The organism is Eoetvoesiella sp. (assembly GCF_035555955.1).
Lineage (GTDB): Bacteria > Pseudomonadota > Gammaproteobacteria > Burkholderiales > Burkholderiaceae_B > Eoetvoesia.
The window spans coordinates 1-23142 of record NZ_DATMGA010000065.1 but is presented as its reverse complement, the minus strand read 5'-3'; the positions used below and the strand labels follow the sequence as shown (position 1 = coordinate 23142).

Here is a 23142-nt window from a genome sequence, read left to right as displayed (position 1 = left end):
ATAATGGATGCCGCATGGTTTGCGGTTTTACGTATATTTGCCCAGGCCGGCGAGATGCCGCCCTTCGCTCAAACAGGATCAAGCAATGACTCAGACAGCTCAGGAATCAAACCGGGAAGCGAAACAGGAACAGGCTTTGGCGGGCGTCAGGGTTCTTGAGCTTGGGTCCTTGATTGCCGGCCCCTATGCCAGCGCCCTGCTGGCCCAGTTCGGCGCCGACGTCGTCAAGATCGAGTCCCCGAAAGGGGGCGACCCTTTGCGCAGCTGGCGCAAACTGCACGAAGGCACGTCGCTGTGGTGGTATGCGCAAAGCCGCAATAAAAAATCGGTGACCCTGGATCTGAAGTCGCCCGAGGCGCAGGAAATCGTTCGCAAGCTGGCCGCCGAAGCCGACGTCGTCATCGAGAACTTCCGGCCCGGCACGCTGGAGAAATGGGGCCTGGGCTGGGAGCAGCTTTCGGCGGTCAACCCCAAGCTCATCATGCTGCGCGTTTCGGGCTATGGGCAGACGGGCCCGTTCAGCCATCGGCCGGGCTTTGCCGCCATTGCGGAATGCATGGGCGGCCTGCGCTATGTAACGGGCTTCCAGGACCGCGCGCCGGTGCGCGTGGGCGTGAGCCTGGGCGACACTCTGGCATCCCTGTACGGCGTCATCGGCGTGCTCATGGCCCTGCATCACCTCAAGGCCAACGGCGGCAAGGGCCAATTCATCGACGTTGCGCTGAGCGAAGCCGTGCTGGCGGTCATGGAAAGCCTGATTCCCGAATACGCCATGACGGGCCACGTGCGCGAGCGCACCGGCGCCGCGCTGCCGGGCATCGTGCCTTCCAATACCTATTTGTGCGGCGACGGACGCTATGTCGTCATTGCCGGCAATGGCGACGGTATCTTCAAGCGCCTGATGGCGGCAATTGGGCGCCAGGACCTGGCGGACAATCCCGAACTGGAGCATAACGACGGGCGCGTGCGCCACACCGAAATGCTGGACAACGCCATCCAGGAATGGGCGGGCAGGCACGACCTGGAAACCATACTCGGCGTGCTGGAAGCGGCTTCCGTGCCGTGCGGTCGCATCTATACGGCCGAAGACATCTACAACGACGCGCATTTCCGCGCACGCGACATGATCCAGCGGTTTCAACTGCCCGATGGCAATCCCATCGACCTGCCGGGCATTGTGCCCAAGCTTAGCGCCACGCCGGGCAAGACCGCCTGGCTGGGACCCAAGCTGGGCGAGCACACCAAAGAAGTGCTGGAATCCATTGGCGTGACGCCCGAGCAATTGATGAAATTGCGCGAGGCGGGGCTGGCTTGAGGCAGGAAAAATGAAGGCTAAGCCAGTTCGGTATGTAATTTATTGTATGTTTCATATTTATATTTCATAAATAATCGTATACCAAAACCCACACAGAATCGCTCAAAAACCGTATAGTCAGGCTAAGCAGCCTGTGCGCCACGAAACTGGGCGTTTGCCAGAGCCGGGCCGCTGTGACTATTCCGGCGGCCCGCGTCTTTGTGGCGCCAGGAATGTCATTGGGCCAGGCACAACTTGCCGTCGAAGTCGTTTCCTGCGCTGAGCATATAACCGGCATTTCCCCATTCCCGTTTTCAAGAGGTCTACACCCATGTCATACGTCGTGACTCCTCCCGCCACCGTTGCCGTGCCCGTCGTCGGCAGCAGCGATACCTTTCCCGTACGCCGCGTGTATTGCGTGGGCCGCAACTATGCCGCCCATGCCCGTGAAATGGGTTTCGATCCCGATCGCGAACCGCCGTTCTTCTTTTGCAAGCCGGCCGATGCGGTCATTCCCGTTGCCTACGGCGAAACGCTGGAGATCCCCTATCCTTCGGAAACCTCCAACTACCACTATGAAATCGAACTGGTCGCCGCCATCGGCAAGGGCGGTTCGAACATCAGCGTCGAAGACGCGCTGAGCCATGTCTGGGGCTACGCGGTCGGGCTGGACATGACGCGCCGCGACCTGCAAATGAAAATGCGCGAAATGGGCCGCCCCTGGGAACTGGGCAAGGCTTTCGACCAAAGCGGCCCCATCGGCCCCATCCATCCCGCCGCCTCGGTGCAAAACATCGACAAGGCCGCCATTACGCTGGACGTCGATGGCACGCGCAAGCAGGGCAGCAGCCTGGACAAGCTCATCTGGTCGGTTGCCGAAACCATCAGCTACCTGTCCAAGTACTTCAAGCTTGAAGAAGGCGACATCATCTACACCGGCACCCCCGAAGGCGTCGGCCCCGTCGTGGCCGGCCAGACCATGGTGGGTTCGGTCGAGGGCCTGGGCAGCATCACCGTCAAAGTGGTGTAAACATGGATCTGTACAGCTTCTTCAATAGCTCCACGTCGTACCGTGTGCGCATCGTGATGGGGCTAAAGGGCCAGGACTACAACTTTCATCCCGTCAACATCCGCGTCATGCAGCAAAAGGAAGCGGATTACGTGGCCAAGAACCCCAGCGCCAGCGTGCCGTTGCTGGACGACGACGGCTTTCAGCTGGGCCAGTCGATGGCCATCATCGACTACCTGGACAACAAGTTTCCCGAGCCGCGCCTGATTCCCCAGGAGCCTCAGCCGCGCGCCCGGGTGCTCGAGATCGCCAACCTGGTTTCCTGCGATATGCATCCGTTGAACAACTTGCGGGTGTTGCGCTATCTCGTCAAGGAGCTGGGCGTTTCCGACGAGAAAAAGAACGAGTGGTATCACCATTGGATCGATGAAGGCTTTACCTCGCTGGAAGCCCTGCTCGAGCGCACCGGGTCGGGGCAGTATTGCGTTGGCGGCCAGGTGTCGCTGGCCGACTGCTGCCTGGTGCCGCAAGTGGCCAATGCCTTGCGCATGGGCTGCGATGTGCAGAAGTTTCCGCGCATCATGGCGGTGTACGAGCATTGCAACGCGCTGCCGGCTTTCCAGAAAGCCGCGCCTGCGCAGCAGCCTGATTTTCAGAAATAGTGCGTTGTGAAATCCGGGCATGGGCAATGCCCGGGTTCATGCTGGTTGTGGCCGATATCGCGGCGCGCCGGACTTGAATGTGGAAGACGAAAATGACTGGACAAAAATCGAAGCAAAAAATTATTGTTGTCGGTGGGGGCATTGGCGGATTGGCCGCTGCGTTGTCCCTGACCCGGCAGGGCATCGAGGTGCTGCTGCTCGAGCAGGCCGCGCACATCGGTGAAATCGGCGCCGGCATCCAGTTGGGGCCCAACGCCTTCAATGCGCTGGATGCCCTGGGCGCGGGCGAAGCCACGCGCCGGCGCGCGGTGTTTACCGACCACATCATCATGATGGACGCGGTCGATGCCACCGAGGTCGTGCGCATCGAGACCGACGAGAAATTCCGCAAGCGTTTCGGCGGCGCCTACGGGGTCATCCATCGGGCCGACATCCACTTGTCGATTCTCGAAGCGGTTCAGCATGACCCCCTTATCCGGTTCAAGACGTCCACGCACGTGGCCGACGTCAAGGTCAAGGCGGATGGCGTCGAGGTTGTCGACACCAACGGCAATGTCTATAGCGCCGATGCCGTCGTGGGCTGCGACGGGGTCAAGTCGGTGGTTCGCGAAAAGACCATCGGCCGCCACCACCGGGTAACCGGCCATGTGGTGTACCGCGCCGTGGTCGAGCTGGAAAACATGCCCGAGGACTTGCGGGTGAACGCGCCCATGCTGTGGGCCGGCCCCCGCTGCCACCTGGTGCATTACCCCTTGCGCGGCGGTCAGCAGTACAACCTGGTCGTTACCTTCCATAGCCGCGAGCAGGAAGAGTGGGGCGTGACCGACGGCAGCAAGGAAGAAGTGCTTTCCTATTTCGAAGGCATCCATGCGCGCCCGCGCCAGATGCTCGACCGTCCTACCTCCTGGCGGCGCTGGGCCACGGCCGACGCCGACCCCGTGGACGAATGGGGCAGCGGCCGGTGCACCCTGTTGGGCGATGCCGCCCATCCCATGGCCCAGTACATGGCGCAAGGCGCCTGCATGGCCCTGGAAGACGCCGTGACCCTGGGCGAGGCGGTGGGCCGGTGCCAGGGCGACCTGGACGCCGCCTTCAGGCTTTACGAATCGCTGCGGGTTCCCCGTACTGCGCGTGTGGTGTGGTCCACCCGCGAAATGGGCCGCATCTACCATGCCAAGGGCGTCGAGCGGACAGTCCGGAACCTGCTCTGGAAGGGCAAGTCGCAAGAACAGTTCTATAGCGGACTGGAGTGGCTGTACGGCTGGCGCAAGGAAAACTGTCTCGAGCCTCGTTGACGGGTCGGGCTTCGGCCGTCGGCGAGATTTTGGCCGGAATCCGGGAGCGGGCCTGGATTCACGGCATTGACCGCCGGCATTTCATTGCCGGCTGCGTAGTCCCGCAGTGGTGGTTGTCCATCCCTTTCTTGTTGCTTTTTATAAAAACATATAAACTTTCGAAAATATTGACCCTTTAAATCCGTTGCGCACCATTTGGGATTCGAAATGCATGGCATTCCGATTTCTATGGAAAGTCCTGGAGTTCGAAAGATTCGTTTAACATCACCGACGCATCCAGATAAATGTCGGTGAAAATCAAGGAGATAACATGCTTCGTAAACTAGCTTTGAGCGGCTTTGCAGCAGCCGTGCTATGCGCCAGCGGCGTCGCCTCCGCGCAAGAGCCCGTAAAAATTGGTTTCATCACCACGTTGTCCACGCCCGCCGGCTATATCGGCGAAGACGAGCGCGACGGCTTCATGCTGGCGGTCAAACAAGACGGCGGCAAGCTGGGCGGCGTGCCGGTGGACGTCCTGATCGAGGACGATGGCCTGAAGCCCGGCTCGGGCAAGCAGTCGGCCGAAAAAATGCTGCAGTCCGGCGTGCGCCTGTTCACGGGCATCAACTTTTCGAACGTTCTGGTTGCCGTGGCGCCGAGCGTCGTGAAAGACGGCGGTTTTTACGTCAGCCTGAACGCTGGCGCCTCCAACTTCGCCGGCAAGGCCTGCAACCCCAATTTCTTCTCGGTGGCCATGCAGAACGACTCGTACAGCGATACCGCCGCCATGGCGGCCAATCAGCTGGGCGTCAAGAAAATGGTGCTCATTGCGCCGGCCTACCAGGCGGGCCGCGATGCCCTGCACGGTTTCAAGAGCGCCTACAAGGGCGAAATTCTGGCCGAAATCTACACCAAGCTCGACCAATCCGACTTTTCGGTTGAACTGGCGCGCATCCGTTCGCTGCATCCCGACGGCATTTTCGAATTCCTGCCCGGCGGCGCCGGCATCAATTTTGCCAAGCAGTTCGCCAATTCGGGCCTGAACAAGACCATCAAGATGGTTACCCCGCTGTACTCCATGGACGACCGCATGCTGGCCGCCACCGGCCAGGCGGGCCAGGGCTATTACCTGAGCACACAATGGACGGCCTCGCAGGACAATGCCGCCAGCAAGCAGTTCGTGGCTGCGTTCGAAAAGGCCTACAACCGTCGTCCTACGGTGTACGCGGCCACGTCCTACGACACGGCACGCCTGATCGGCTCGGCGCTCAAGGCCGTCAATGGCGACCTCAAGGGCAAGCCCGACCAGTTCCGTGCGGCGCTGCGCAAGGCCGACTTCGAAAGCGTGCGCGGCAACTTCAAGTTCGGCCCCAACCAGTACCCCATCCAGGACTGGTATCTGGTGCAGGTCGAGCCTAACGCCGAAGGCAAGCTGGACTACAAACCCTTGAACGTCATCGTCAAGAATCATGGCGACCCTTACGCCTCTTTGTGCAAGATGGATAAGTAAGCCTAGTTAAAGCCCTGCTTTGCGCCTGCCCGGGGGATGCGTCCTCCCGGCAGGCGCAAAGCATACCGGACACTGCTATGTATATGTTGGTTGAGCAGGCCATGAACGGCCTGCAATACAGCGCCCTGCTCTTTCTGCTGTCGGCCGGGCTGACCCTGATTTTCGGCATCATGAATGTCGTCAATCTGGCGCACGGCTCGTTCTACATGGTGGGCGCGTTTTGCGCGGCCATGGCCGTCGCCGCCACCGGCTCGTTCACCGTGGCGATTCTGGCGGCGGTGGTGGGCGCAGGCCTTTACGGGCTCATCGTCGAGCGGCTGGTCATCAGCCGCCTGTACCACCGCGAACACCTCGACCACGTGCTGGCCACGCTGGGCGTCCTGCTGTTCACCAACGCGCTGGTCACCATGGTTTTCGGGCGCAGCCCCCCCTTCGTGGCGATTCCCCCCATGTTCTCGGGCTCGGTGCCGATTCTGCCCGGACTGAACTACCCCATCATGCGCCTGGCCTTCATCGGCGCCGGCGTGCTGGTTGCCTTGGGCATGTGGTTTCTCATTTCCAAGACCAAGGTGGGCATGCTGGTGCGCGCCGGGGCGGACGACAGCGAAACCGTCGAAGCGCTGGGTGTGAACATCCGCCGGCTGTTCATGCTGGTGTTCGCGCTGGGCGCCCTGCTTTGCGGCTTTGCCGGCGTCATGGCGGCTCCGCTGCTGGCCGTGGAAATCGGCATGGGCGAAAAAGTGCTCATCACCACCTTCGTGGTCATCGTGGTGGGGGGCGTCGGGTCGGTGCGCGGCGCGCTGCTGGGCTCCTTGCTGGTGGGCATTACCGATACCATCGGGCGGGCCTACATTCCTATCTGGATGTCGCATCTGCTGCCGCCGCAATACAGCGACTCGGTCAGCTCCAGCCTGGTATCGGCCAGCATCTACATTCTCATGGCCATTGTGTTGCTGGTGAAGCCGCGCGGCCTTATTCCGGCGCAAAGATAGTCAACATGAACAGAAAAAACCTCATTGTCGGCGTCATCTTCGTTTTGTTGCTGCTGGTGCCGTTTATTGCGGACGTCACCAGCAACAGCTTCATCACGAACATGGCGACGCGCTTCGTCATTTATGCGCTGGCGGCCGTCAGCCTCGACCTCGTACTTGGCTACGGGGCCATGATCAGCTTCGGCCACGCCGCGTTCTTCGGGATCGGCGGCTACGTAGTGGCTATCATCGGCTTCCACATGGACGCGGGCGACGCCATTTTCGGCTGGGCCGGTTCGCATTCCGCGCTCATCATCTGGCCGTTGGCCATGGTGCTGGCGGCGGTCGTCGGGCTGATCATGGGCTTCTTGTCGCTGCGCACCTCGGGGGTGCAGTTCATCATGATCACGCTGGCTTTTGCCCAGATGCTGTATTTCGTGCTGGTGGGCCTGGTGCTTTACGGCGGCGACGACGGCTTGTCCGTGACAGCCCGCAACGTGATGCCCTGGATCGACCTGGAAGATCCCACGGTCTTTTACTACGTGTGTTTTGCGCTGATGGCCATTTGGGTCTGGGTGTGCCGGCGCATCGTCCAGTCGCCCTTCGGCATGGTACTGCGCGGCTTCAAGCAGAACGAGCGGCGCAACATCAATCTGGGCTACGCCCCCATGCGCTACAAGCTGACCGCCTTCGTGATTTCGGCGGCGGGCACCGGCCTGGCCGGCGCGCTGTGGGCCAACTACGCCCTGTATGCCAGCCCCGACATGGCGGCCTGGCTCAAGTCCGGGGACTTCATGGCCATGATCGTCCTGGGCGGCATGGGCAGCATCTACGGCCCCATACTGGGTGCGGCCGTTTACCTGGGCCTGGAGCAAACCTTGACGGCCTGGACGGAAAACTGGATGCTGTTTTTGGGTCCGATATTGATACTGGTAGTGCTGTACGCCAAGCGGGGATTGTTTGGCTGGCTGGCGGGAAGCAAAAACTATGACTAACGTAAAGCCTCCAAAACTCGAGATCCGCAACCTGCGCAAAGCCTTTGGCGCTCTGGTTGCCACCAACGACGCCAGCCTTACCGTGGGCCAGGGCGAACTGCACGCGCTGATCGGCCCCAACGGGGCAGGCAAGACTACGCTCATTTCGCAGCTTAGCGGCGAGATGTTCCCCGATTCGGGGCAGGTATTGCTGGACGGGCGCGACATTACGCGGCTGCCGGCGTACAAGCGCGCCTCGGTCGGACTGGCTCGTTCCTTCCAGATCAGCCAGCTCTACAACGAATTCAGCGCCGAAGACAACGTGGCCATGGCGGTGCAGGCGCAGTCGTCCGTACGCTATAACTTGTGGCGCAATGCGCGCAAGGATCCGGCGTTGCGCGAGCCGGCCCGCGAGGCCTTGGCCAAAGTCGGGCTGGCGCACCGCGCCAACGAAAAAGTGGGCGAGCTGGCGCATGGCGAAAAGCGCCAGCTGGAGCTGGCCATTGCCTTGTCGCTGAATGCGTCGGTATTGCTGCTGGACGAGCCCATGGCGGGCTTGGGGGCTGAAGAGTCCCTGCTCATGAAGGACATTCTTCAGGGGCTGAAGGGGCAGTACGCCATGCTGCTGGTCGAACACGACATGGACATTGTTTTTGCGCTGGCCGACCGCGTTACCGTGTTGGTGTACGGCCAGCCCATCTTTACGGGCGTGCCCGACGAGGTGCGCGAGCATCCGGCTGTACGCGAAGCGTACTTGGGAGAAGGTTGATGTTGCAGGCGGAAGATTTGCAATCGGGCTACGGGGCCAGCAAGGTCCTGTTCGGCGTGAACATGGAAGTCCCCACCCACCAGGTGGTTTCCTTGCTGGGCCGTAATGGCATGGGCAAGACCACCACGGTGCGCACCTTGATGGGCATGCTGCCCATCCGCGGCGGCCAGGTCAAATTCGACGGCAAGGTGCTGAACGGCCTTCGCCCGCATCGTATTGCCCGGCTGGGCTTTGGCCTGGTGCCGGAAGGGCGGCATGTGTTCGGGTCGCTGTCGGTGCAGGAAAACCTGGTGGCGACGGAGCGCAACGATCACAATGGCAACTGGACGCTGGACAAGGTGTTTGCGCTTTTCCCGCGCCTGAAAGAGCGCCGCACGCAATCGGCGCGCACGCTTTCGGGGGGCGAGCAGCAGATGCTGGCCATTGGCCGGGCCTTGCTGACCAACCCGTTGCTGTTGATTCTGGACGAGGCCACGGAAGGGCTGGCGCCCGTCATCCGCCAGGAGATCTGGGCCTGCCTGCATCAGCTCAAGACCGAGGGCCAGACGATTCTGTTGATCGACAAGAATTTGAAAGAGATGCGGCATTTGGTGGATCGCCACCACATGATCGAAAAAGGCCGCATCGTCTGGAACGGCACGTCGCAAGAGCTTATGGAGCAGCCGGAGCTGGTCAACCAGTATCTGGGGGTTTGATTCCTGCGTTGGCGGGAGCCGGCTGCGGGATCGTCGTTGACAGGCTGGCTATCTAGCGTATCAAAGAACTTTTGATTCGTGGTGCTTGGGTTTTGTCTGGTGATGGCGGGTGTTCTTAATCCGTGGTGTCGAGCGTTTTTGATCCGTGGCGCCGGGGCTGGGCTTCAATTTTCCTCCTCGTGACCGGTTCGGCGCCCCGCGCGCCGAACACCGCATCGCCTCGCTCGTCCGCCCCTTCGGGCTCCCTTCGCTTCCGGCTCGCTCAGCCCCGAAAGTCGGAAAATCGAAGCCCAGCCCCGACACCACTGCATTTGAGTAGCTCGTCGTTTTGCTGATGTCCGTCGGCCGGTGTTTTGATGCCGCTGGTTTTTGTGTTTGTGCGATCACGTTGCTGGTTTTCGGCTGGTCGAAGAAGGCATCGCTGCGCCCGGCTCCCGGCAGGCCCCCTGCGGGCCTGCCTTCGCCTTTGGCTTGCTTTAGATGGGGCTGTGCTGGTGCCAGGCCGAGCTTATGCTTGGCTTTGCGCAATTTCAATGCCCAAGCGGCCCGGCAGGCGGGCCGCGCCGGGCGGGCGCATGAGGTCTTTCAATTTTTGGTCAGTGGTACGCCAAAACGCCAAGCACGCCAAGCGTCCCGGCAATGAGACGCACAACGATATTGCAGCGGGTGGTGGGGAGGCTGTGCTGCGATGGCCCTTGCGGGGCCGAGCGAGGCGCCCGCGAAGGGAGCCCGGAGGGGCGGACGAGCGGGACGACGCGGTGTTCGGCGCTTGGTGCGCCGAACCGGTCACGAGGGCCGGCGCGGCACAGCCTCCCCGCCGCCCGTGTGTTAAAAACCGCTGCACGGGCCAGGAAGGCAATCGTGTCACGCCTCGGTCAGCGAGCTCTCGATCAGGGAGGCTGTCTTCTCGTAATGAGCCGCCAATAGCGAAGTGGCGGCCGCCACGTCACGCTTTAGCGTGGCCGCGACGATCTGCTCGTGCTCGTTGGAAACATCCCGCTGCGCCCCATAGCCGGCCGTGTTCGCCAGCATCGGACGCCGATAGCGTTCGGTTTGCACGTACAGCCGGGCCGAGAAATCCAGCAGCCAGCGCGAATCGCATGCCGACACCAGCGCCTGGTGCAAGGCCAGGTGGCGCTGCTCGATCACATCGTATTGATCTTCGCCCGCCTGCCCGCCATTGCGGCGTTGTGTTGCGATGTCCAGCGCATGCAGCGCCGCCACGATCCGTGTTTCCCATTCATCCGAGGCGCGCTCGATGGAGCGCTTCAGCGCCTCGCAGTCCACGAAGATGCGGGTGTCGATGGAATCCCGCATTTCCTTGACCGACAGCGGCGAGACCCGAAAGCCCTTGAGCGCGAATGCATCGACCAGGCGTTCGCTTTGCAGGCGGTTGAGCGCCTCGCGCAGCGGCGAAAAGCTGAGCTGGTACTTCTGCTTCAGGAATTCGAGCCGCAATGCCTGGCCGGGAGCCAGCTCGCCGGACATGATGTCGCGCTTCAGGCCCTGATAGGCTTGTTCCGCCAGGGTTGGCGCTTTTTCCGGGGCGGCGGATGCATTGGCGGCGGGAAGTATCATTTTGCGGTATTGGCAAGGTTGTCGAATGCCTGCGCCCGGGTGGCGGATTCCTCGTCGTAGTCCAGCGATGCATTGTCGGACTGATCCGAGAACGACGCCGACTGCTGGGTGCGCCGGTTGACGCGCAGGTCGAAAATATCGAAGCGATTGTAATGCCCCACGATGTCGTGCATTTGGCGCGGCTGGATGCACTTGCCCAGGTCGACGTCCGCGTAGACGATGCCTTCCTGGTCGATGAGCGGTTCGCCGATCAGGCGCCCGTCCGGGCCGATGACGCCCGAGAAGGCGCTGTTCTTGCGCCGCAGCAGCTGTTCGGCATTGGGAGTGCTGGGCGTGAACGCGGCGATGATTTCATCCGAGATGGTCGAGCACGACACCACGGTGTACACCTTGCCCTCGAACGAGTGGGCCATGGCGCGCACCTTGATGGCCTCGGCCATGTCGTAGTCGGGAGGCGCCACCGGAAGGGAGATGTAGCTGGCCACGTGCAGCAGCTCGCCCTGGGCCAGCAGGCTGAAGCGCGCCAGCGTGTTGGTGTTCTCACCGCAGGCCAGCCCGCCGAGCTTGCCGATGGACGTGTCGTACACCCGCAGCGAGGCGCCGTCGCCGTTGGCCCAGGTGAGCTTCTCGGCCCAGGTGGGGATGAGCTTGCGGTGCCGGCCCAGCAGCTTGCCGTCCGGCCCGATGAAGACCAGCGTGTTGTACAGCGTGCCGATGCCGTTCTTGTTGCGCTCGTTCACGCCGATGACGACGTGCACGCCGTGCTGCTTGGCGGCCTGGGCGACCCGATGGATTTCAGGCCCCGGGATCTCGATGGCGCTGCGGCACAGCTTGTCGAACCATGGGCTGCCTTCCACGGGCGTCATGATCCAGTTCCAGTAGGGGTATCCGGCGACGAACACCTCGGGAAATGCGACGAGCGACGCGCCGTTCTGCGCAGCTTGCTCGATGAGCGCGCAGGCTTTGTCGATGGTTGCCTGGGTGTCCAGGAAAACCGGCGCCGCCTGAACGGCTGCGACCTTGACGTTGGGAAGGTTGAGCATGGCTATCCTTGCGTGATTGACGGGTTCGGCGATGGCTGCAGCGCGTTAGATGGCGACGACCGGATTGCGCAGGCTGCCGATGCCCTGGATATGGGCTTCGATGACGTCGCCCGGCCACAGCCATTCCTGCGGCGTGCGCCCCGCGCCCACGCCGGAAGGCGTGCCCGTGGCGATGATGTCGCCGGGTTCCAGCGTCATGCCGGCGCTGATGTCGGTGATGAGGTGCGCCACATTGAACAGCATGAACTTGGTGTTGGACTTTTGCTTGATCTCGCCATTGACGGTCAGCCACAGGTCCAGGGTTTGCGGGTCGGGGATTTCATCGGCGGTGACGATGCAGGGCCCCAGGGGCGCGTAGGTATCCATGCCCTTGGAGTACACCCATTGGCCGGCGCGGCGGCAGTCGCGGGCGCTGATGTCCACGGTGATGCTGTAGCCGAATACGTGCGACAGCGCGTCTTTTTCTTCGATGCGCGTGGCTTGCGTGCCGATGATGGCGGCCAGTTCCACTTCCCAGTCGAGCTGCTGGGTCAGCTTGGCATTGTGCTGCACGGCGTCGCCCGGGCCGATGACGGTGGTGGGCGGCTTGGTGAAGATGATGGGCTGCTTGGGCAGGTCGGCCGAGGTATCCAGCGAGCGGCTGGATTCTTCGACGTGTTCCACATAGTTCAGGCCGATGCCGAAAATATTCTTGCGGGGGCGGGGAATGGGGGCCAGCAGCTTGACGTTCTGCACGGGAACCGCTGTGCCCACGGGCCAGTTTGCGCGGTTCTGTTCCAGCAGCATGGTGGCCGTCTTGACGGCGCTTGGGCCCCGGTCGATGAATTCCAGCATGTCGCCGGGCAGGTCGACGCCATTGAGCGCGCCAAGGTGTTCCAGGTCGACCACCATGTTGTCGACCAGAGCGCCAAGATGGGCGGCTTCCAGGACATTGGCGCGGTATGTGACTAAACGCATGAGTTCTTCCTTTGTTTTGAATGCTTGTGGGCTTGTGGATGGGCCCGGATTGAAATACAGGTATTGGCGTGCGGCCTGGCCGGCCGGGCCGCGCATCCGGCGCGGCTGCGCCGACGATGCGGATGGTTGCGGCTAGACCTTTTGATGGCCGCCGTTTTCGGCCAGCGCTTCTTCGCGGTAGATGCCCAGGGAATTCATGACGGGCATGTCGTTGAAGCAGAACAGGCAGGCGTCTTCGCTTTGGCTGGCGTTGGCATGCTCGTGGAACATCCACGAAGGCACGCAGAAGATGTCGTGCTCCTGCCAGTCGAAGCGTTGGCCGTTGATAATGGAGTAGCCCTTGCCCTTGGCGACCTGGTACAGGAAGCTGCCGGTGTGGCGGTGGGCCTTGGTGTGCTCGCCCGGGCGCAGCAGCTGCATGCTGGCGCCCATGGTTTGCATGACGGGGCCGCCCGTCTTGGGGTTGATGTAGTTCATGATGATGCCGTCGAACGGCGAACCGTCGGTCACCTTGGAATAGCGCACCAGAGCTTCGTAGGTGGGCTCCCATTCGTACTTGAACAGCGGCGAGTAGCCGTGCGCCCAGGTGTCGTTGGCCGGAACCAGGCCGGTGCCGGCCGACCAGGCGGCCGTGGTGTCTTCCACGGGATAGGTTACGGCTTGGTTCAGTTCGGGGTGGACGACGAAGAAATTGGCTTCCAGGGCGTTCATCAGCGGAATGTCCAGGCCGTCCTGCCAGATGCATTGGGAGCCGTCCTCGCTGACGCCGTGTTCGTGCCAGGTGCCGTTGGGCGTAAGCACGAAGTCGTTGGCGCCGAGCGTCATTTTGTGGCCGTCGACGATGGTGTAGGCGCCGCTGCCTTCCATGATGAAGCGCAGCGCGCTGGCCGAGTGCTTGTGCGCCGAGGCCAATTCGCCGGGACGCATGGTTTGCAGGCCCGAGTACAGCCAGCCCACCGCCGCCGCGACATCCTGGCGGCCAGGGTTGTTGAGGTAGACCACGCGGCGTCCGGCTTTTTCGGGCGAGACCAGGTCGGCCGAGCGCAGCACATGTTCGCGCAGGTCGCGGTAGCGCCACAGCACCGGCACGGAACTGGATTTGGGCTGCCAGGGCTCGATCTTGTTGGCGACGGTCCAGAGGGCTCCGGTCTGGTGTTTTTCAAGTTCGCTGTAATAGGCGAGCAATTCTGGGGTATCTTCGACGTTGGCGCGTCCGGCGACGTCTTCACGATAATTGGCGCGGGTAGCAGTAGTCATGGCTGTCTCGGAAAAAGATTTTATAAAATATCCTTCATTTTCGATAATGTAGCCATTTCTGTCCGATATGGCAAGACGGGCGCTGAGAAAATGCCGAGACTGGCGTAAGCTAGGGCGGTTCTCCATTTACCGAACTGACAGCATGGCAACTGACTGGACCGACCGCATCCGGCTGCGCAACCTCAAGTTTCTGCTCAGCCTGGCGCAAACCCGAAACCTCAGCCACTCGGCCGCGTTACTCAATACCACCCAGCCGGGCTTGTCCAAATGGCTGAAAGAGCTTGAAAGCGATATCGGCCTGACCTTGTTCGAGCGGCATGCGCGCGGCCTGACTCCCACGTCGCATGGCGAAGCGCTTATCGGGCATGCCCGCCGCATCAATGCTCAACTGGATCGCGCTGTGGCCGACATGGGCGTGCTGCGCGAAGGCGGCGGCGGGCGGGTGGCCATCGGCGCATCGGGGGCGGCGGCTTCCGAGGCTGCTCCCCGGGCTGTCCTGGCCATTGCAGAACGCATGCCCGATCTGCGTATCGACTTGCTGGAAGGTACCATGGACAGGCTGCTGTCGCTGCTGTCGCAGGGCGACCTGGATATCGTCATAGGCCGCAGCGCCAACGATTTGTTCGATGATTCCAGCATCAGCACCGAGGTGCTGTACGTGGAGCCCGTCGACCTGGTGGCCCGGCCGGGGCACCCTCTGTTCGAGCGCGAGGAGATCGGCTGGGCCGACGTGCTGGCCTACCGCTGGATCGTCTGGCCGCGCCGCACGCCGATCCGCAACGCGCTGGAAGCCGCCCTGACGGCGGCCGGCCACACCCTGCCGCCGCACTACATCGAGTCCAATTCGGTCATTGCCAACATCACCTTGCTCAACAACAGCGACGCCATCGGCACGGCCTCGCACCGCGCGACGGTCATGCTGGTCGATATGAAAATACTGCGCATCCTGCCGATATCGCTGGACGGCTTCGGGTCGGTGTCCATGTACTGGCGCAACGACGAGCTCTATCCCAAGGCGGTCGAGCAGGCGCTGGAATGCGTGCGCCTGGCGGTCAAGGACGGCACGGCCTGACAGCCAGGGCCATTAACGAGGCTCCTTAATAAGGGTTAACAGGCCCTAGGCCTTCGCCCTCGTCGGGCCCGCTTGTTATTCAGCGGCCTGAATCGGGAATTTATAGTGCCCGCCGACGGCCTGGGTAATGGCCTGGGCGGTGCCTCTTACTTTTTCCCCCAGCGCGGGCAGGTCGTCCTTGTTCATCTGGCTGGTAAAGCCGATCAGGGCGATGCCGCGGCAGACATCGTCTTGCGCGGTGAAGATGGGCGCGACGACGGCCGTGTTGCCGGCATAGTATTCGCCCTGGCTGATGGCATAGCCAAGCGTTCGTATCGCTTCGATTTCGCGGTAGATGGCCGCGCGTTCGGTTTTGGTGACGGCCGTGAACTGGGGCTGGCAGTATCTGGTGATGTAGGCGTCGACTTCGTCCGTCGTCATGCCGGCCATGGCGATCCGGGCAAGCGCCGGCGTGCCGGGCGCAAAATATTGCCCGGTATTGATGGTGACCTTGACGTCCTTGGTGCTGTCGGCCTGGGCGATGATAAGGAAGCTCTTGTCGGGCAACTGGGCGAAGGTGACGCAGCTTAGCCCGGTTTGCCGCACCAGGTTCTCGATGGGGCGCTGGCCCATTTGCAGGATGTCGCGCCGCCGGGTCGCGGTGGCGCCAAGCCCGATCAGCGCCGCGCCCAGCATATAGGATTTGGAGTCCGGGTCGTATTCCACGAGAGTTGCGGATTCCAGGGTGCGCAAGATGTTGCTGCAACTGCTTTTGTGCAGGCTCAGGGCTTTGGCGATTCCCGTCACCGTGCACGCCGACGTATCGGTATTGGCCTGCAGGTAATTCAGTATCGCGGTGGCCCGCTCGACCGCGGGGACGAGCCCGATGGTCGATACTTTGTGGGCTGTGTCAACGATTACGGAAGAATTCGGCATGGACATGGAAGCTCGGTGATTGGCTGATTGCCGTAAAAGCTCGGGCGTGGTTGAGTAACGATCAGGCGCCGGAGCATTTGCGGAAAGTGTAGCATTCGCAATCCATGGCCCCCAGGCCCTGAATGCGCGCATGCATGACGTCACCCGGCCGGATGGGCCCGACGCCGGCGGGAGTGCCGGTGATGATGACGTCGCCGGGATGCAGCGTGTAGAACGACGAGGCGAATTCGATCAGGTCCGCCACACCCATGATCAGATCCGAGGTATTGGATTTCTGGCGGGTTTCCCCGCCGACCGAGATTTCCAGGTCCAGGCGGCCGGGATCCGCGATGTCGTCCCGGGTGGTCAGCCAGGGCCCGAGAACCGTATAGCTGTCCGGCGATTTCCGGAAGCTGCGTTCCTCGGGGCCCCGGATGGTGATGTCCAGGCCGATGCAATAGCCGGCCACGTAGTCCAGGGCTTCGTCGCGGCTGACGTTGTCGGCGGCCTTGCCGATGACCACGGCCAATTCCACCTCGTGGTCGTTCCGGCGATCCAGCTTGCGCAAGGCCACCCCTTGGCCGGCGCCGACGAGCGAGCTCGGCGCTTTCAGGAACAAGCCGGCTTTCTGGATATGGTTGATGCGCACGTCGTGGTGCAGGTCTTTGTCGTTCAGCACTTCTTCCAGGTGCTTCTGGTAGTTCACGGGGGCGGCGATGATTTTGCCGGGGTTGGCGAGGGGACTGAGCAGGGTGGCCTGCGCCAGGGGAATGCGGGGGGCCTGTGCCTGGATTTCCAGGATGCGTTTTTGCAGCGGTTCCAGATTGGCGATCAAAGGATCGAAATTGGGCAGAGGGTAGCCATACCGGGGGATGACGGCAAGCGCGGGGGTGACGTCGGCGATGGCGTCGCCTTCGACCATGCCTAATCGATTATCGTTGAAACGGCAGATTTTCATGCAGGATCCTTGAACGGGTGGGGCGGATCCCTTGCCTGGAGCAAGGAATCCGTGCGTGTGGACTGGGCGCGGGACTTCAGTCCAGTTGGGTTTCAATAATGGGAAGAGGGAGGGGCGACGATTGCCGCGCTTGCCGGGTAGCCCGGTCGAGCACGAAGCAGGCGATGGCGCCGACGATCAGGGGCAGGGCGGCAAATACGTAAAGGTTTTGTATGGGCAGCTTCATCCCGATGAGTATTCCCCCCACGAGCGGGCCCAGCGCGGCGCCCAGGCGCCCGACCCCGAAAGCCCATCCGGCGCCGTTGGCGCGGCACGAGGTGGGGTAGATAAGCCCCGGCGTGGCGTTCAGCCCGAATTGCAGGCCGAGCACGCAGAACCCGGCGATGAAAGCGGCAACCAGCAGCAGCCCGGGCGATGCCACGGTCAGGTAGCCTATTGACGCGACCACCGGCACGGCGACGATGAACATGATGTAAATAGGCCTCAGGCCCTGTTTGTCGACGAGCCGGCTCAGCGCCAGCCCTCCGCAGGTTCCGCCCAGAAGGAAGATGGTCAGCGCCAGCACGCCGTGGCCGGCGGGGGCGTCGGCGGCCGCCGCCAGGGTGGGCATCCAGCTGTTGATGAAATAGAAGATCATCAGGTTCAGGGCGAACAACAGCCACAGCAGCGGGGTTGCCAGCGCGAACCTGCCTTCGAACAGTTGCCGGATATGGAATTTGCTGCCGGCCGCTTCATTGGTGACGAAGCGGTCGCTTTCATCGAAGGCGAAATCCGGCTTCAGGCGGCGCAGCATTTGCAGGGTGCGCTTTTTGCGGCTTTCGTCCAGCGCCAGGAATTTGATGGACTCCGGCAGGGCGAAGCACAGACAGAACGCCAGAACCAGAGGCGCGATGCCCCCGACCAGGAACAGGATCTGGAAGCCGTGGGTCGGCACCAGCAGCATGGAAACCAGTCCCGGCAATGCCGCGCCCACCGTATTCCCGGTGAACATCAGGATGATCATGGTTGCGCGCAGCCTTTTGGGGGCGTATTCCGCGCTCAGGGCAACGGCATTCGGGAAGATTCCACCTATGCCTATGCCGGCAAGCAGGCGCAGCGTCGCCATTTCGCCAAGCGTGGTCGACCACGCAACCGCCACGGTAAACACCCCGAAGACCAGGCAGGAAAGTATGGTGCCGATCTTGCGTCCAAAACGGTCGCCGATATACCCGAAGATGAAAGAGCCGATCAGAATGCCGAACAGGCTGGCGCTTAGCATGGGGCCCAGGTCGGCCCGTGCCACGCCCCAGTGCTTGACCAACTCGGGCCCGGCAAAGGCGGCCGCCGTAATGTCGTAGCCGTCCAGCATCAACACCAGAAATAGCCAAATCAGCAGAACGATATTGAACCGCCCTATTTTTTGTTCATCGATTACGTCTTCTACATTGATAATGCGCGACATAATTGTCTCCAGTTTGTTTTGTGTCCATGATTCGCCCTCCGGCCGGGGATCCGGCTTCGAGGCGGTTGCATGTGTCGTATCAGTTTTTGCAATACCAGTGCAGATACCTCAGGGAGCGCTGCCAGGCTTCCTGGGCCGCAATGGGGCGATAGGCCTCGGGCCTGAAGTCCTCGTGGAAAGCGTGGCCGGCGCCGGGGTAGGTATAGATTTCGGCCGGTTTTGCTTCCAGCCTCGTACGCAGGTCTTCGACATGCTGCTTTGGAATCAGCGTATCCGCCTCCCCGTAGTGGCCCAGCAAAGGGCATTTAAGATTCGCTATGGCATCCATGGGCGATAGCGGCTTATTGGCATTGAGCTCGTTATATTTCGGGGGGCCGTAGAACGTGATGGCGCACCTGAACATATCCATACTAGAGGCGGCAAGAAGCGCATACGTTCCGCCCACGCAAAAGCCCAGGACGGCAAGCCGGCTCTCGTCCACATAGGGTTGCGACGCCAGATAACGGGCGCCGTCCTCGATGTCCGCCAGGATTTCCGTATCGGACAGCGACGCGACGGCGGCGATGGCCTTGGCGCGGCTGTCCAGGTCGGGCGCCCCTCCTCGCCTGGCGTAATAGTCGATGGCCAGGCTGGCATACCCTTGCTCGGCCAGGGCATCGGCAACGGCGGCGCAATAAGGATTCAGGCCCGCCACGGCGGGAAGAATGACAACGGCGGGCGAGGGGGCGTCGGATCCGGGTCGCCTCAGAGTTCCCGCCGCCGGCGGGTGAGTTCGGAAAGTGATCGATGAATTCAAGATGAAGCCCTTCAATAACGGTGGTGGCGCGGCGCTTTCTGGTATTGGGATCCGGATGGCGTGGTCCGAGGCGGGGCTACGCCATCCGGAAGCAGGGGTCAGGCAGCGGTCTTGATGAGGATGGATTTGAGGTTGGCCACGTCCTGCTCGGTTTCCTCCGCGCTCCAGGAGGCGGCTTCGGACTTGACGATATGCTGGATGTTTTCTTGTCCCATGGGTTCTTCCCAGAACAGCGCGCGCATTTGCGCCAGGATCGGCAAGTCGTGGATGGAGAACATGATCAGGTCTTCATCGCCATCATTGAAAAACTGGTGCTCGTTCCAGGCGGGACACGTCATGACGTCGCCCTGTTTGAAATGCAGTTCGGTGCCGTTGACGATGGCGCGCCCTTTGCCTTGAACCCAGTAGTACAGGGCCACCGAGTTGTGCTTGTGGGGAGGCAGGTGCTCGCCGGGACGGAAGCGCTGAAAACCGGCGAAGATCGCGGGCGATGCGCCCGGCGCCCCGGCCCAGGAATTGTTGACCAGGCAAACGGCGCGGCGGTATGTCGGATAGCGTTTGGGGTCTTGCTCCATGCCGTCCATGACTTTGACGATATCTTCCCAGCGCCAGATGGCCGGGGGCGTTTCGGGCTGTACCAGCCGTTTGAAATAGGTATCGATGTCCATGACTTCGGAATGGCTGAGTTGGCCTGCGCTTTCCATTTAACTTCTCCTTACGGTTGATTAGCAGCAAGTGCTTTGTGTGCCGCGTGACGCGGCGGTAATGGGTCAGGGACGGCGTTGGGGGGTTGTGCCCACCCAGATGAAGCCGTCGCGGATTTGCGTGGTAAAGGTGACAAGCGGCCGGCCTTCGTCGCCAGGGGGTTCCGAAGCGGCGACTTCTCCTTTGACGAGATCGTGCTTCCAGCCATGGGCCCGGCAGCGCACCACGTTCTCTTCGAGGCAGCCGTCGGACAGGCGCACCCCCCAATGCAGGCAGCGGTCTTCGAAGGCATGGATGTTTCCATCGATGTTCGCCAGAGCGATGGCCCGGTTTCCGGCGACGAATCGCTTGAGGCTTCCGGGAGGAAGCTCGTTCGTCGGGATGGTTTCGACAAAATCCTGAAGACTGTCCGTCGAGGGTGTTTGAGAGGTGGTGTTCATCAGTACAGCCGTTTATTCAGATTGTTCGTTTGTTCTTTATGTAGAACTAAGTTCAATAAACAGAACAAATGCTTTTTAGCATGGCTGTTTTGTTCCGGGCAAGGAAATACTTTATTTATTAGGGTATTTACGGATGATTATTTTGGATTTTGGCATTCTCAAGGCCTTGCGGTCATGAAAGTTACTGCCAAAATACAGAATCTAGTTCTGTATGAACTATTTTCCTGCGCTGGAAGGATTTTTGGGGCCGATGAAGAAGCCAGCAGGCGAAGCAATACAATCTGCCCGCTTGATGGGCCGTGGGAATCAAGAACGCCCAAGCGCGGCGCCGGGCGTGTGCCAGGCGAGCAAAGGAAAGTAGTGTTCGGGTCTCGGACGCCTGTAGAGAGGGCGTCCGTGGGTTGTGGCGACCGCCGGGGCGGCTTAGCGGGCTTGCAGCAGGGCCAGGAAGGTGTCGATGGCGGCTTTTTTGTGGTTTTTGCGCACGATGGCGTGGACGTGGGCCTGGATGTCCGGCTCGTCCAGCGTGCAGAAGGCCAGGGCTTCGGGCTTGAGGCCGCGGGTCGAGGTGGGAACCAGGGCGATGCCCAGTCCGGCCATGACCAGGCTTAGCTGGGCGGGAACCTCGGCGACGCTGTGGACGACGTTGGGCTGGAAGCCGCGCGCGGCGCAGGCCATGAAAACCTGGTCGGCGAAGTGCGAGGTTTCGCGCCGCAGCATGATGAAGCGTTCGTGCGCCAGTTCGGCCAGCGTCAGTTTTTCGCGTTGCGCCAGGTTGTGCCCCGGCGGCAGGGCAACCAGCAGGGGGTCGGGCCAAAGCAGGCGGCTGCAAAGCAGGTCGTCGTCCACCGATTGGCGCGAAATGCTGATGTCGATGCGTTGTTCCCGCAGCGCCTCGAGCTGGTCGTTGGGCGCCATTTCGTTCAGGACGACGTCGATATCGGGATGGGTGTCGGACAGGGTATTGATGAATTTCGGCAATGGACCCAGAAAGTGGGAACCCGACAGGCCGATTTCTATGCGGCCCGCCAGGCCCGCGTGCACATGCTTGACGCGTTCCGTGGCTTCGCGCAGCCGCCCCTGGACGAGGCGTATGTCGTGCAGGAAGACGGCGCCGGCGTCGGTAAGGCTGACCTTGCGGCTATTGCGCTGGAACAGCTTGACGCCCAATTCCGATTCCAGCTGCGCGATTTGCGTGCTGAGCGGCGGCTGCGAAATGTGCAGCCGCTCGGCGGCCCGGGTGAAATTCAGCTCTTCGGCCAGCGCGACGAAATAGCGTAGTTGTCGTAGTTCCACGTAGCTTTTATAGGCAAAAGTTGGTTTGCAAGACGAATTCCATATTGGTATGCGCTGTCTGGATGGCCGATGATATAGGTTGAACCTACCATCACTATTCTCTCAGGTACTCGCCATATGTCCAATACTACGTCTCGCAATTACCGCATCGGCCAAATCGTGCCCAGCTCCAACACCACGATGGAAACCGAGATTCCGCTCATGCTGCGCAGCCGCGAATCCATGTTCAGCGAGCGTTTCACCTTCCATTCCAGCCGCATGCGCATGAAGAAAGTCACGGCCGAAGAGCTCAAGGCCATGGACGCCGACTCCGACCGTTGCGCGCTGGAGCTGTCCGACGCGCGCGTCGATGTGCTGGGCTATGCCTGCCTGGTGGCCATCATGAGCATGGGCCTGGGCTATCACCGCCAATCCGAAAAGCGTCTGCACGAGGCAACCGCGGCCAATGGCGGGGCCGCCCCGGTGGTGTCCAGCGCCGGCGCGCTGGTCGACGGCTTGCATGCCATGGGCGCCAAGAAGGTATCGATTCTTACGCCCTACATGAAGCCGCTTACCCAACTGGTGGTCGACTACATCGAGAACGAAGGCATTGAAGTCCACGACGCCGTTTCGCTGGAGATTCCCGACAACCTGGAAGTGGGCCGCCAGAATCCCCTGGCCCCCGCCGAGCATGTAAAGCGCTTGAACACCAGCGGCGTCGACGCCGTCGTGCTGTCGGCCTGCGTGCAAATGCCCTCGTTCCAGTCGGTACAGCAGGTGGAAAACCAGCTCGGCCTGCCGGTGACCACGGCGGCCATCAGCACGGTGTACCAGATGCTGAAGGTGCTGGGCCTGCAGCGCCAGGTGCCGGATGCCGGCAGCCTGCTGTCCGGCCGTTATTGATTTCTTTTTTGCCGTCGGGCGGCCCGGGGCAGTCCGCCTTCGCCGCCGGACCTGACGGCGGGATCCGCGGATTCCGCTCCGGGCCAGGCTTGCGTCGCAAAGCTCCTGGCCAGTATCGAAGGGATCAGCCTGGCCCCTTCGTGCAGGGCTTCGGAGTGGCTGCGGGTCTGATTCTTGTATAGCGCCCAGGTCACGTAAATGCCCTTCAGCCAGGTCCAGCTGGCGTCGGGCCCGATCCATTGCGGCTGGAGCGCGCAGGCGGGCAGTATCGTCATGCCTATACCCTGGCGGGCGAATTCGATGCACAGGTTCAGGGAATCCGTTTCCACGCTCAGCCGGAAGGTCATGCCGCGCCGCTGCAGGGCGTGTTCGATTTGCTGCCGCAAGGGGTTGCTGCGCCCCGGAAGGATGATTTTTTTGCTGTCCAGGTCGCCGATCGACACCGGGCGGTCGGGATGCAGGCCGTCGGCGGCTGTGCCCACCACGATGAGCGGGTCGCGCACCAGCGGCGTCTGTGTGTATCCGCTGGTCGGAACGCCGTCGAAAGGCATGATGCACAAGTCCAGCAGCCCGGCGGACATATAGTCGTGCAGAACGTTGCTGACGCCCTCGAAGACACGCAGCGACACATGCGGGTACTGCCGGGACATTTCACTGACGAACGG

Annotated in this window: 24 protein-coding genes; 11 read left to right on the top strand and 13 right to left on the bottom strand. The window is 61.7% G+C overall.

Annotated elements, in window-relative coordinates; all coding sequences use genetic code 11:
• Positions 1-85 precede the first annotated feature (85 nt).
• The 9 genes from VNT00_RS14795 to VNT00_RS14755 all read left to right on the top strand — a co-directional run bounded on the left by VNT00_RS14795 (position 86) and on the right by VNT00_RS14755 (position 9158).
• Positions 86-1315 carry a CaiB/BaiF CoA transferase family protein gene (locus VNT00_RS14795; RefSeq protein WP_325588804.1) on the top strand — a complete coding sequence of 410 codons (1230 nt, stop codon included), beginning with the start codon at positions 86-88 and terminating at the stop codon, positions 1313-1315.
• 310 nt (positions 1316-1625) lie between these two features.
• The gene (locus VNT00_RS14790; protein WP_325588802.1) at positions 1626-2324 is read left to right on the top strand and encodes a fumarylacetoacetate hydrolase family protein; all 699 of its coding nucleotides are present in this window, start codon (positions 1626-1628) and stop codon (positions 2322-2324) included.
• A 2-nt stretch (positions 2325-2326) separates the two neighbouring features.
• Positions 2327-2965, top strand: coding sequence for a maleylacetoacetate isomerase (gene maiA / locus VNT00_RS14785; protein ID WP_325588800.1), 639 nt, complete (start codon positions 2327-2329; stop codon positions 2963-2965).
• 92 nt (positions 2966-3057) lie between these two features.
• Positions 3058-4260 carry a 3-hydroxybenzoate 6-monooxygenase gene (locus VNT00_RS14780; RefSeq protein ID WP_325588798.1) on the top strand — a complete coding sequence of 401 codons (1203 nt, stop codon included), beginning with the start codon at positions 3058-3060 and terminating at the stop codon, positions 4258-4260.
• A 310-nt stretch (positions 4261-4570) separates the two neighbouring features.
• The gene (locus tag VNT00_RS14775) at positions 4571-5749 is read left to right on the top strand and encodes an ABC transporter substrate-binding protein (protein WP_325588796.1); all 1179 of its coding nucleotides are present in this window, start codon (positions 4571-4573) and stop codon (positions 5747-5749) included.
• A gap of 77 nt (positions 5750-5826) precedes the next feature.
• Positions 5827-6741, top strand: coding sequence for a branched-chain amino acid ABC transporter permease (locus VNT00_RS14770; protein ID WP_325588794.1), 915 nt, complete (start codon positions 5827-5829; stop codon positions 6739-6741).
• A gap of 5 nt (positions 6742-6746) precedes the next feature.
• Positions 6747-7715 (top strand): branched-chain amino acid ABC transporter permease, encoded by a 969-nt coding sequence (locus VNT00_RS14765; protein ID WP_325588792.1) that lies wholly within the window; start codon positions 6747-6749, stop codon positions 7713-7715.
• Positions 7708-8463, top strand: a complete 756-nt coding sequence (locus VNT00_RS14760) for an ABC transporter ATP-binding protein (protein ID WP_325588790.1) — start codon at positions 7708-7710, stop codon at positions 8461-8463. The genes VNT00_RS14765 and VNT00_RS14760 overlap by 8 nt, the downstream gene beginning before the upstream one ends.
• Entirely contained in the window at positions 8463-9158 is a 696-nt protein-coding gene (locus VNT00_RS14755; RefSeq protein WP_325588788.1) for an ABC transporter ATP-binding protein, read from the top strand. The genes VNT00_RS14760 and VNT00_RS14755 overlap by 1 nt, the downstream gene beginning before the upstream one ends.
• A 60-nt stretch (positions 9159-9218) precedes the next feature.
• On the opposite strand, the gene VNT00_RS14750 is transcribed toward VNT00_RS14755, so the two are convergent.
• The 5 genes from VNT00_RS14750 to VNT00_RS14730 all read right to left on the bottom strand — a co-directional run bounded on the left by VNT00_RS14750 (position 9219) and on the right by VNT00_RS14730 (position 13993).
• Positions 9219-9692 (bottom strand): hypothetical protein, encoded by a 474-nt coding sequence (locus VNT00_RS14750; protein WP_325588786.1) that lies wholly within the window; start codon positions 9690-9692, stop codon positions 9219-9221.
• A gap of 330 nt (positions 9693-10022) precedes the next feature.
• The gene (locus VNT00_RS14745) at positions 10023-10736 is read right to left on the bottom strand and encodes a GntR family transcriptional regulator (RefSeq protein ID WP_325588784.1); all 714 of its coding nucleotides are present in this window, start codon (positions 10734-10736) and stop codon (positions 10023-10025) included.
• Positions 10733-11779, bottom strand: coding sequence for a carbon-nitrogen hydrolase family protein (locus tag VNT00_RS14740; protein ID WP_325588782.1), 1047 nt, complete (start codon positions 11777-11779; stop codon positions 10733-10735). Before VNT00_RS14740 ends, VNT00_RS14745 begins: the two co-directional genes overlap by 4 nt.
• A gap of 45 nt (positions 11780-11824) precedes the next feature.
• Positions 11825-12736, bottom strand: a complete 912-nt coding sequence (locus VNT00_RS14735) for a fumarylacetoacetate hydrolase family protein (protein WP_325588780.1) — start codon at positions 12734-12736, stop codon at positions 11825-11827.
• Positions 12737-12868: 132 nt separating this feature from the next.
• On the bottom strand, positions 12869-13993 hold the full coding sequence (locus VNT00_RS14730) for a cupin domain-containing protein (RefSeq protein ID WP_325588778.1): 1125 nt from the start codon (positions 13991-13993) through the stop codon (positions 12869-12871).
• Between the two features lie 142 nt (positions 13994-14135).
• Between VNT00_RS14730 and VNT00_RS14725 the strand changes: the two genes are divergently transcribed.
• Positions 14136-15065 carry a LysR substrate-binding domain-containing protein gene (locus VNT00_RS14725; protein ID WP_325588776.1) on the top strand — a complete coding sequence of 310 codons (930 nt, stop codon included), beginning with the start codon at positions 14136-14138 and terminating at the stop codon, positions 15063-15065.
• Between the two features lie 75 nt (positions 15066-15140).
• Here the strand turns inward: VNT00_RS14725 and VNT00_RS14720 are convergent, their stop codons facing one another.
• From VNT00_RS14720 to VNT00_RS14690, 7 genes are all read right to left on the bottom strand, one after another.
• Complete coding sequence (locus VNT00_RS14720; protein ID WP_325588774.1) at positions 15141-15986, bottom strand: IclR family transcriptional regulator; 846 nt, start codon at positions 15984-15986, stop codon at positions 15141-15143.
• A 55-nt stretch (positions 15987-16041) separates the two neighbouring features.
• Positions 16042-16917 (bottom strand): fumarylacetoacetate hydrolase family protein, encoded by an 876-nt coding sequence (locus VNT00_RS14715; RefSeq protein WP_325588772.1) that lies wholly within the window; start codon positions 16915-16917, stop codon positions 16042-16044.
• Between the two features lie 76 nt (positions 16918-16993).
• On the bottom strand, positions 16994-18358 hold the full coding sequence (locus VNT00_RS14710) for an MFS transporter (protein ID WP_325588770.1): 1365 nt from the start codon (positions 18356-18358) through the stop codon (positions 16994-16996).
• Between the two features lie 79 nt (positions 18359-18437).
• Complete coding sequence (locus VNT00_RS14705) at positions 18438-19154, bottom strand: dienelactone hydrolase family protein (protein ID WP_325588769.1); 717 nt, start codon at positions 19152-19154, stop codon at positions 18438-18440.
• 98 nt (positions 19155-19252) lie between these two features.
• Positions 19253-19858 (bottom strand): cupin domain-containing protein, encoded by a 606-nt coding sequence (locus VNT00_RS14700; RefSeq protein ID WP_325588767.1) that lies wholly within the window; start codon positions 19856-19858, stop codon positions 19253-19255.
• A gap of 66 nt (positions 19859-19924) precedes the next feature.
• A complete protein-coding gene (locus tag VNT00_RS14695) occupies positions 19925-20299 on the bottom strand; it encodes a Rieske (2Fe-2S) protein (RefSeq protein ID WP_325588765.1) in 375 nt (124 codons plus the stop codon).
• Positions 20300-20722: 423 nt separating this feature from the next.
• Positions 20723-21595, bottom strand: a complete 873-nt coding sequence (locus VNT00_RS14690; protein ID WP_325588763.1) for a LysR substrate-binding domain-containing protein — start codon at positions 21593-21595, stop codon at positions 20723-20725.
• A gap of 117 nt (positions 21596-21712) precedes the next feature.
• On the opposite strand from VNT00_RS14690, the gene VNT00_RS14685 reads away from it, so the two are divergent.
• Positions 21713-22477, top strand: coding sequence for a maleate cis-trans isomerase family protein (locus VNT00_RS14685; RefSeq protein ID WP_325588761.1), 765 nt, complete (start codon positions 21713-21715; stop codon positions 22475-22477).
• Here the strand turns inward: VNT00_RS14685 and VNT00_RS14680 are convergent.
• Positions 22471-23142 (bottom strand): LysR substrate-binding domain-containing protein (locus VNT00_RS14680; RefSeq protein ID WP_325588759.1); only part of this gene is annotated, 672 nt, incomplete at its 5' end. The genes VNT00_RS14685 and VNT00_RS14680 overlap by 7 nt on opposite strands.

Coding starts and splice junctions, on each gene's coding strand:
- VNT00_RS14795 (WP_325588804.1), top strand. CDS start 86: ATGACTCAGACAGCTCAGGAATCAAACCGGGAAGCGAAACAGGAACAG.
- VNT00_RS14790 (WP_325588802.1), top strand. CDS start 1,626: ATGTCATACGTCGTGACTCCTCCCGCCACCGTTGCCGTGCCCGTCGTC.
- maiA (WP_325588800.1), top strand. CDS start 2,327: ATGGATCTGTACAGCTTCTTCAATAGCTCCACGTCGTACCGTGTGCGC.
- VNT00_RS14780 (WP_325588798.1), top strand. CDS start 3,058: ATGACTGGACAAAAATCGAAGCAAAAAATTATTGTTGTCGGTGGGGGC.
- VNT00_RS14775 (WP_325588796.1), top strand. CDS start 4,571: ATGCTTCGTAAACTAGCTTTGAGCGGCTTTGCAGCAGCCGTGCTATGC.
- VNT00_RS14770 (WP_325588794.1), top strand. CDS start 5,827: ATGTATATGTTGGTTGAGCAGGCCATGAACGGCCTGCAATACAGCGCC.
- VNT00_RS14765 (WP_325588792.1), top strand. CDS start 6,747: ATGAACAGAAAAAACCTCATTGTCGGCGTCATCTTCGTTTTGTTGCTG.
- VNT00_RS14760 (WP_325588790.1), top strand. CDS start 7,708: ATGACTAACGTAAAGCCTCCAAAACTCGAGATCCGCAACCTGCGCAAA.
- VNT00_RS14755 (WP_325588788.1), top strand. CDS start 8,463: ATGTTGCAGGCGGAAGATTTGCAATCGGGCTACGGGGCCAGCAAGGTC.
- VNT00_RS14745 (WP_325588784.1), bottom strand. CDS start 10,736: ATGATACTTCCCGCCGCCAATGCATCCGCCGCCCCGGAAAAAGCGCCA.
- VNT00_RS14740 (WP_325588782.1), bottom strand. CDS start 11,779: ATGCTCAACCTTCCCAACGTCAAGGTCGCAGCCGTTCAGGCGGCGCCG.
- VNT00_RS14735 (WP_325588780.1), bottom strand. CDS start 12,736: ATGCGTTTAGTCACATACCGCGCCAATGTCCTGGAAGCCGCCCATCTT.
- VNT00_RS14730 (WP_325588778.1), bottom strand. CDS start 13,993: ATGACTACTGCTACCCGCGCCAATTATCGTGAAGACGTCGCCGGACGC.
- VNT00_RS14725 (WP_325588776.1), top strand. CDS start 14,136: ATGGCAACTGACTGGACCGACCGCATCCGGCTGCGCAACCTCAAGTTT.
- VNT00_RS14720 (WP_325588774.1), bottom strand. CDS start 15,986: ATGTCCATGCCGAATTCTTCCGTAATCGTTGACACAGCCCACAAAGTA.
- VNT00_RS14715 (WP_325588772.1), bottom strand. CDS start 16,917: ATGAAAATCTGCCGTTTCAACGATAATCGATTAGGCATGGTCGAAGGC.
- VNT00_RS14710 (WP_325588770.1), bottom strand. CDS start 18,358: ATGTCGCGCATTATCAATGTAGAAGACGTAATCGATGAACAAAAAATA.
- VNT00_RS14700 (WP_325588767.1), bottom strand. CDS start 19,858: ATGGAAAGCGCAGGCCAACTCAGCCATTCCGAAGTCATGGACATCGAT.
- VNT00_RS14695 (WP_325588765.1), bottom strand. CDS start 20,299: ATGAACACCACCTCTCAAACACCCTCGACGGACAGTCTTCAGGATTTT.
- VNT00_RS14685 (WP_325588761.1), top strand. CDS start 21,713: ATGTCCAATACTACGTCTCGCAATTACCGCATCGGCCAAATCGTGCCC.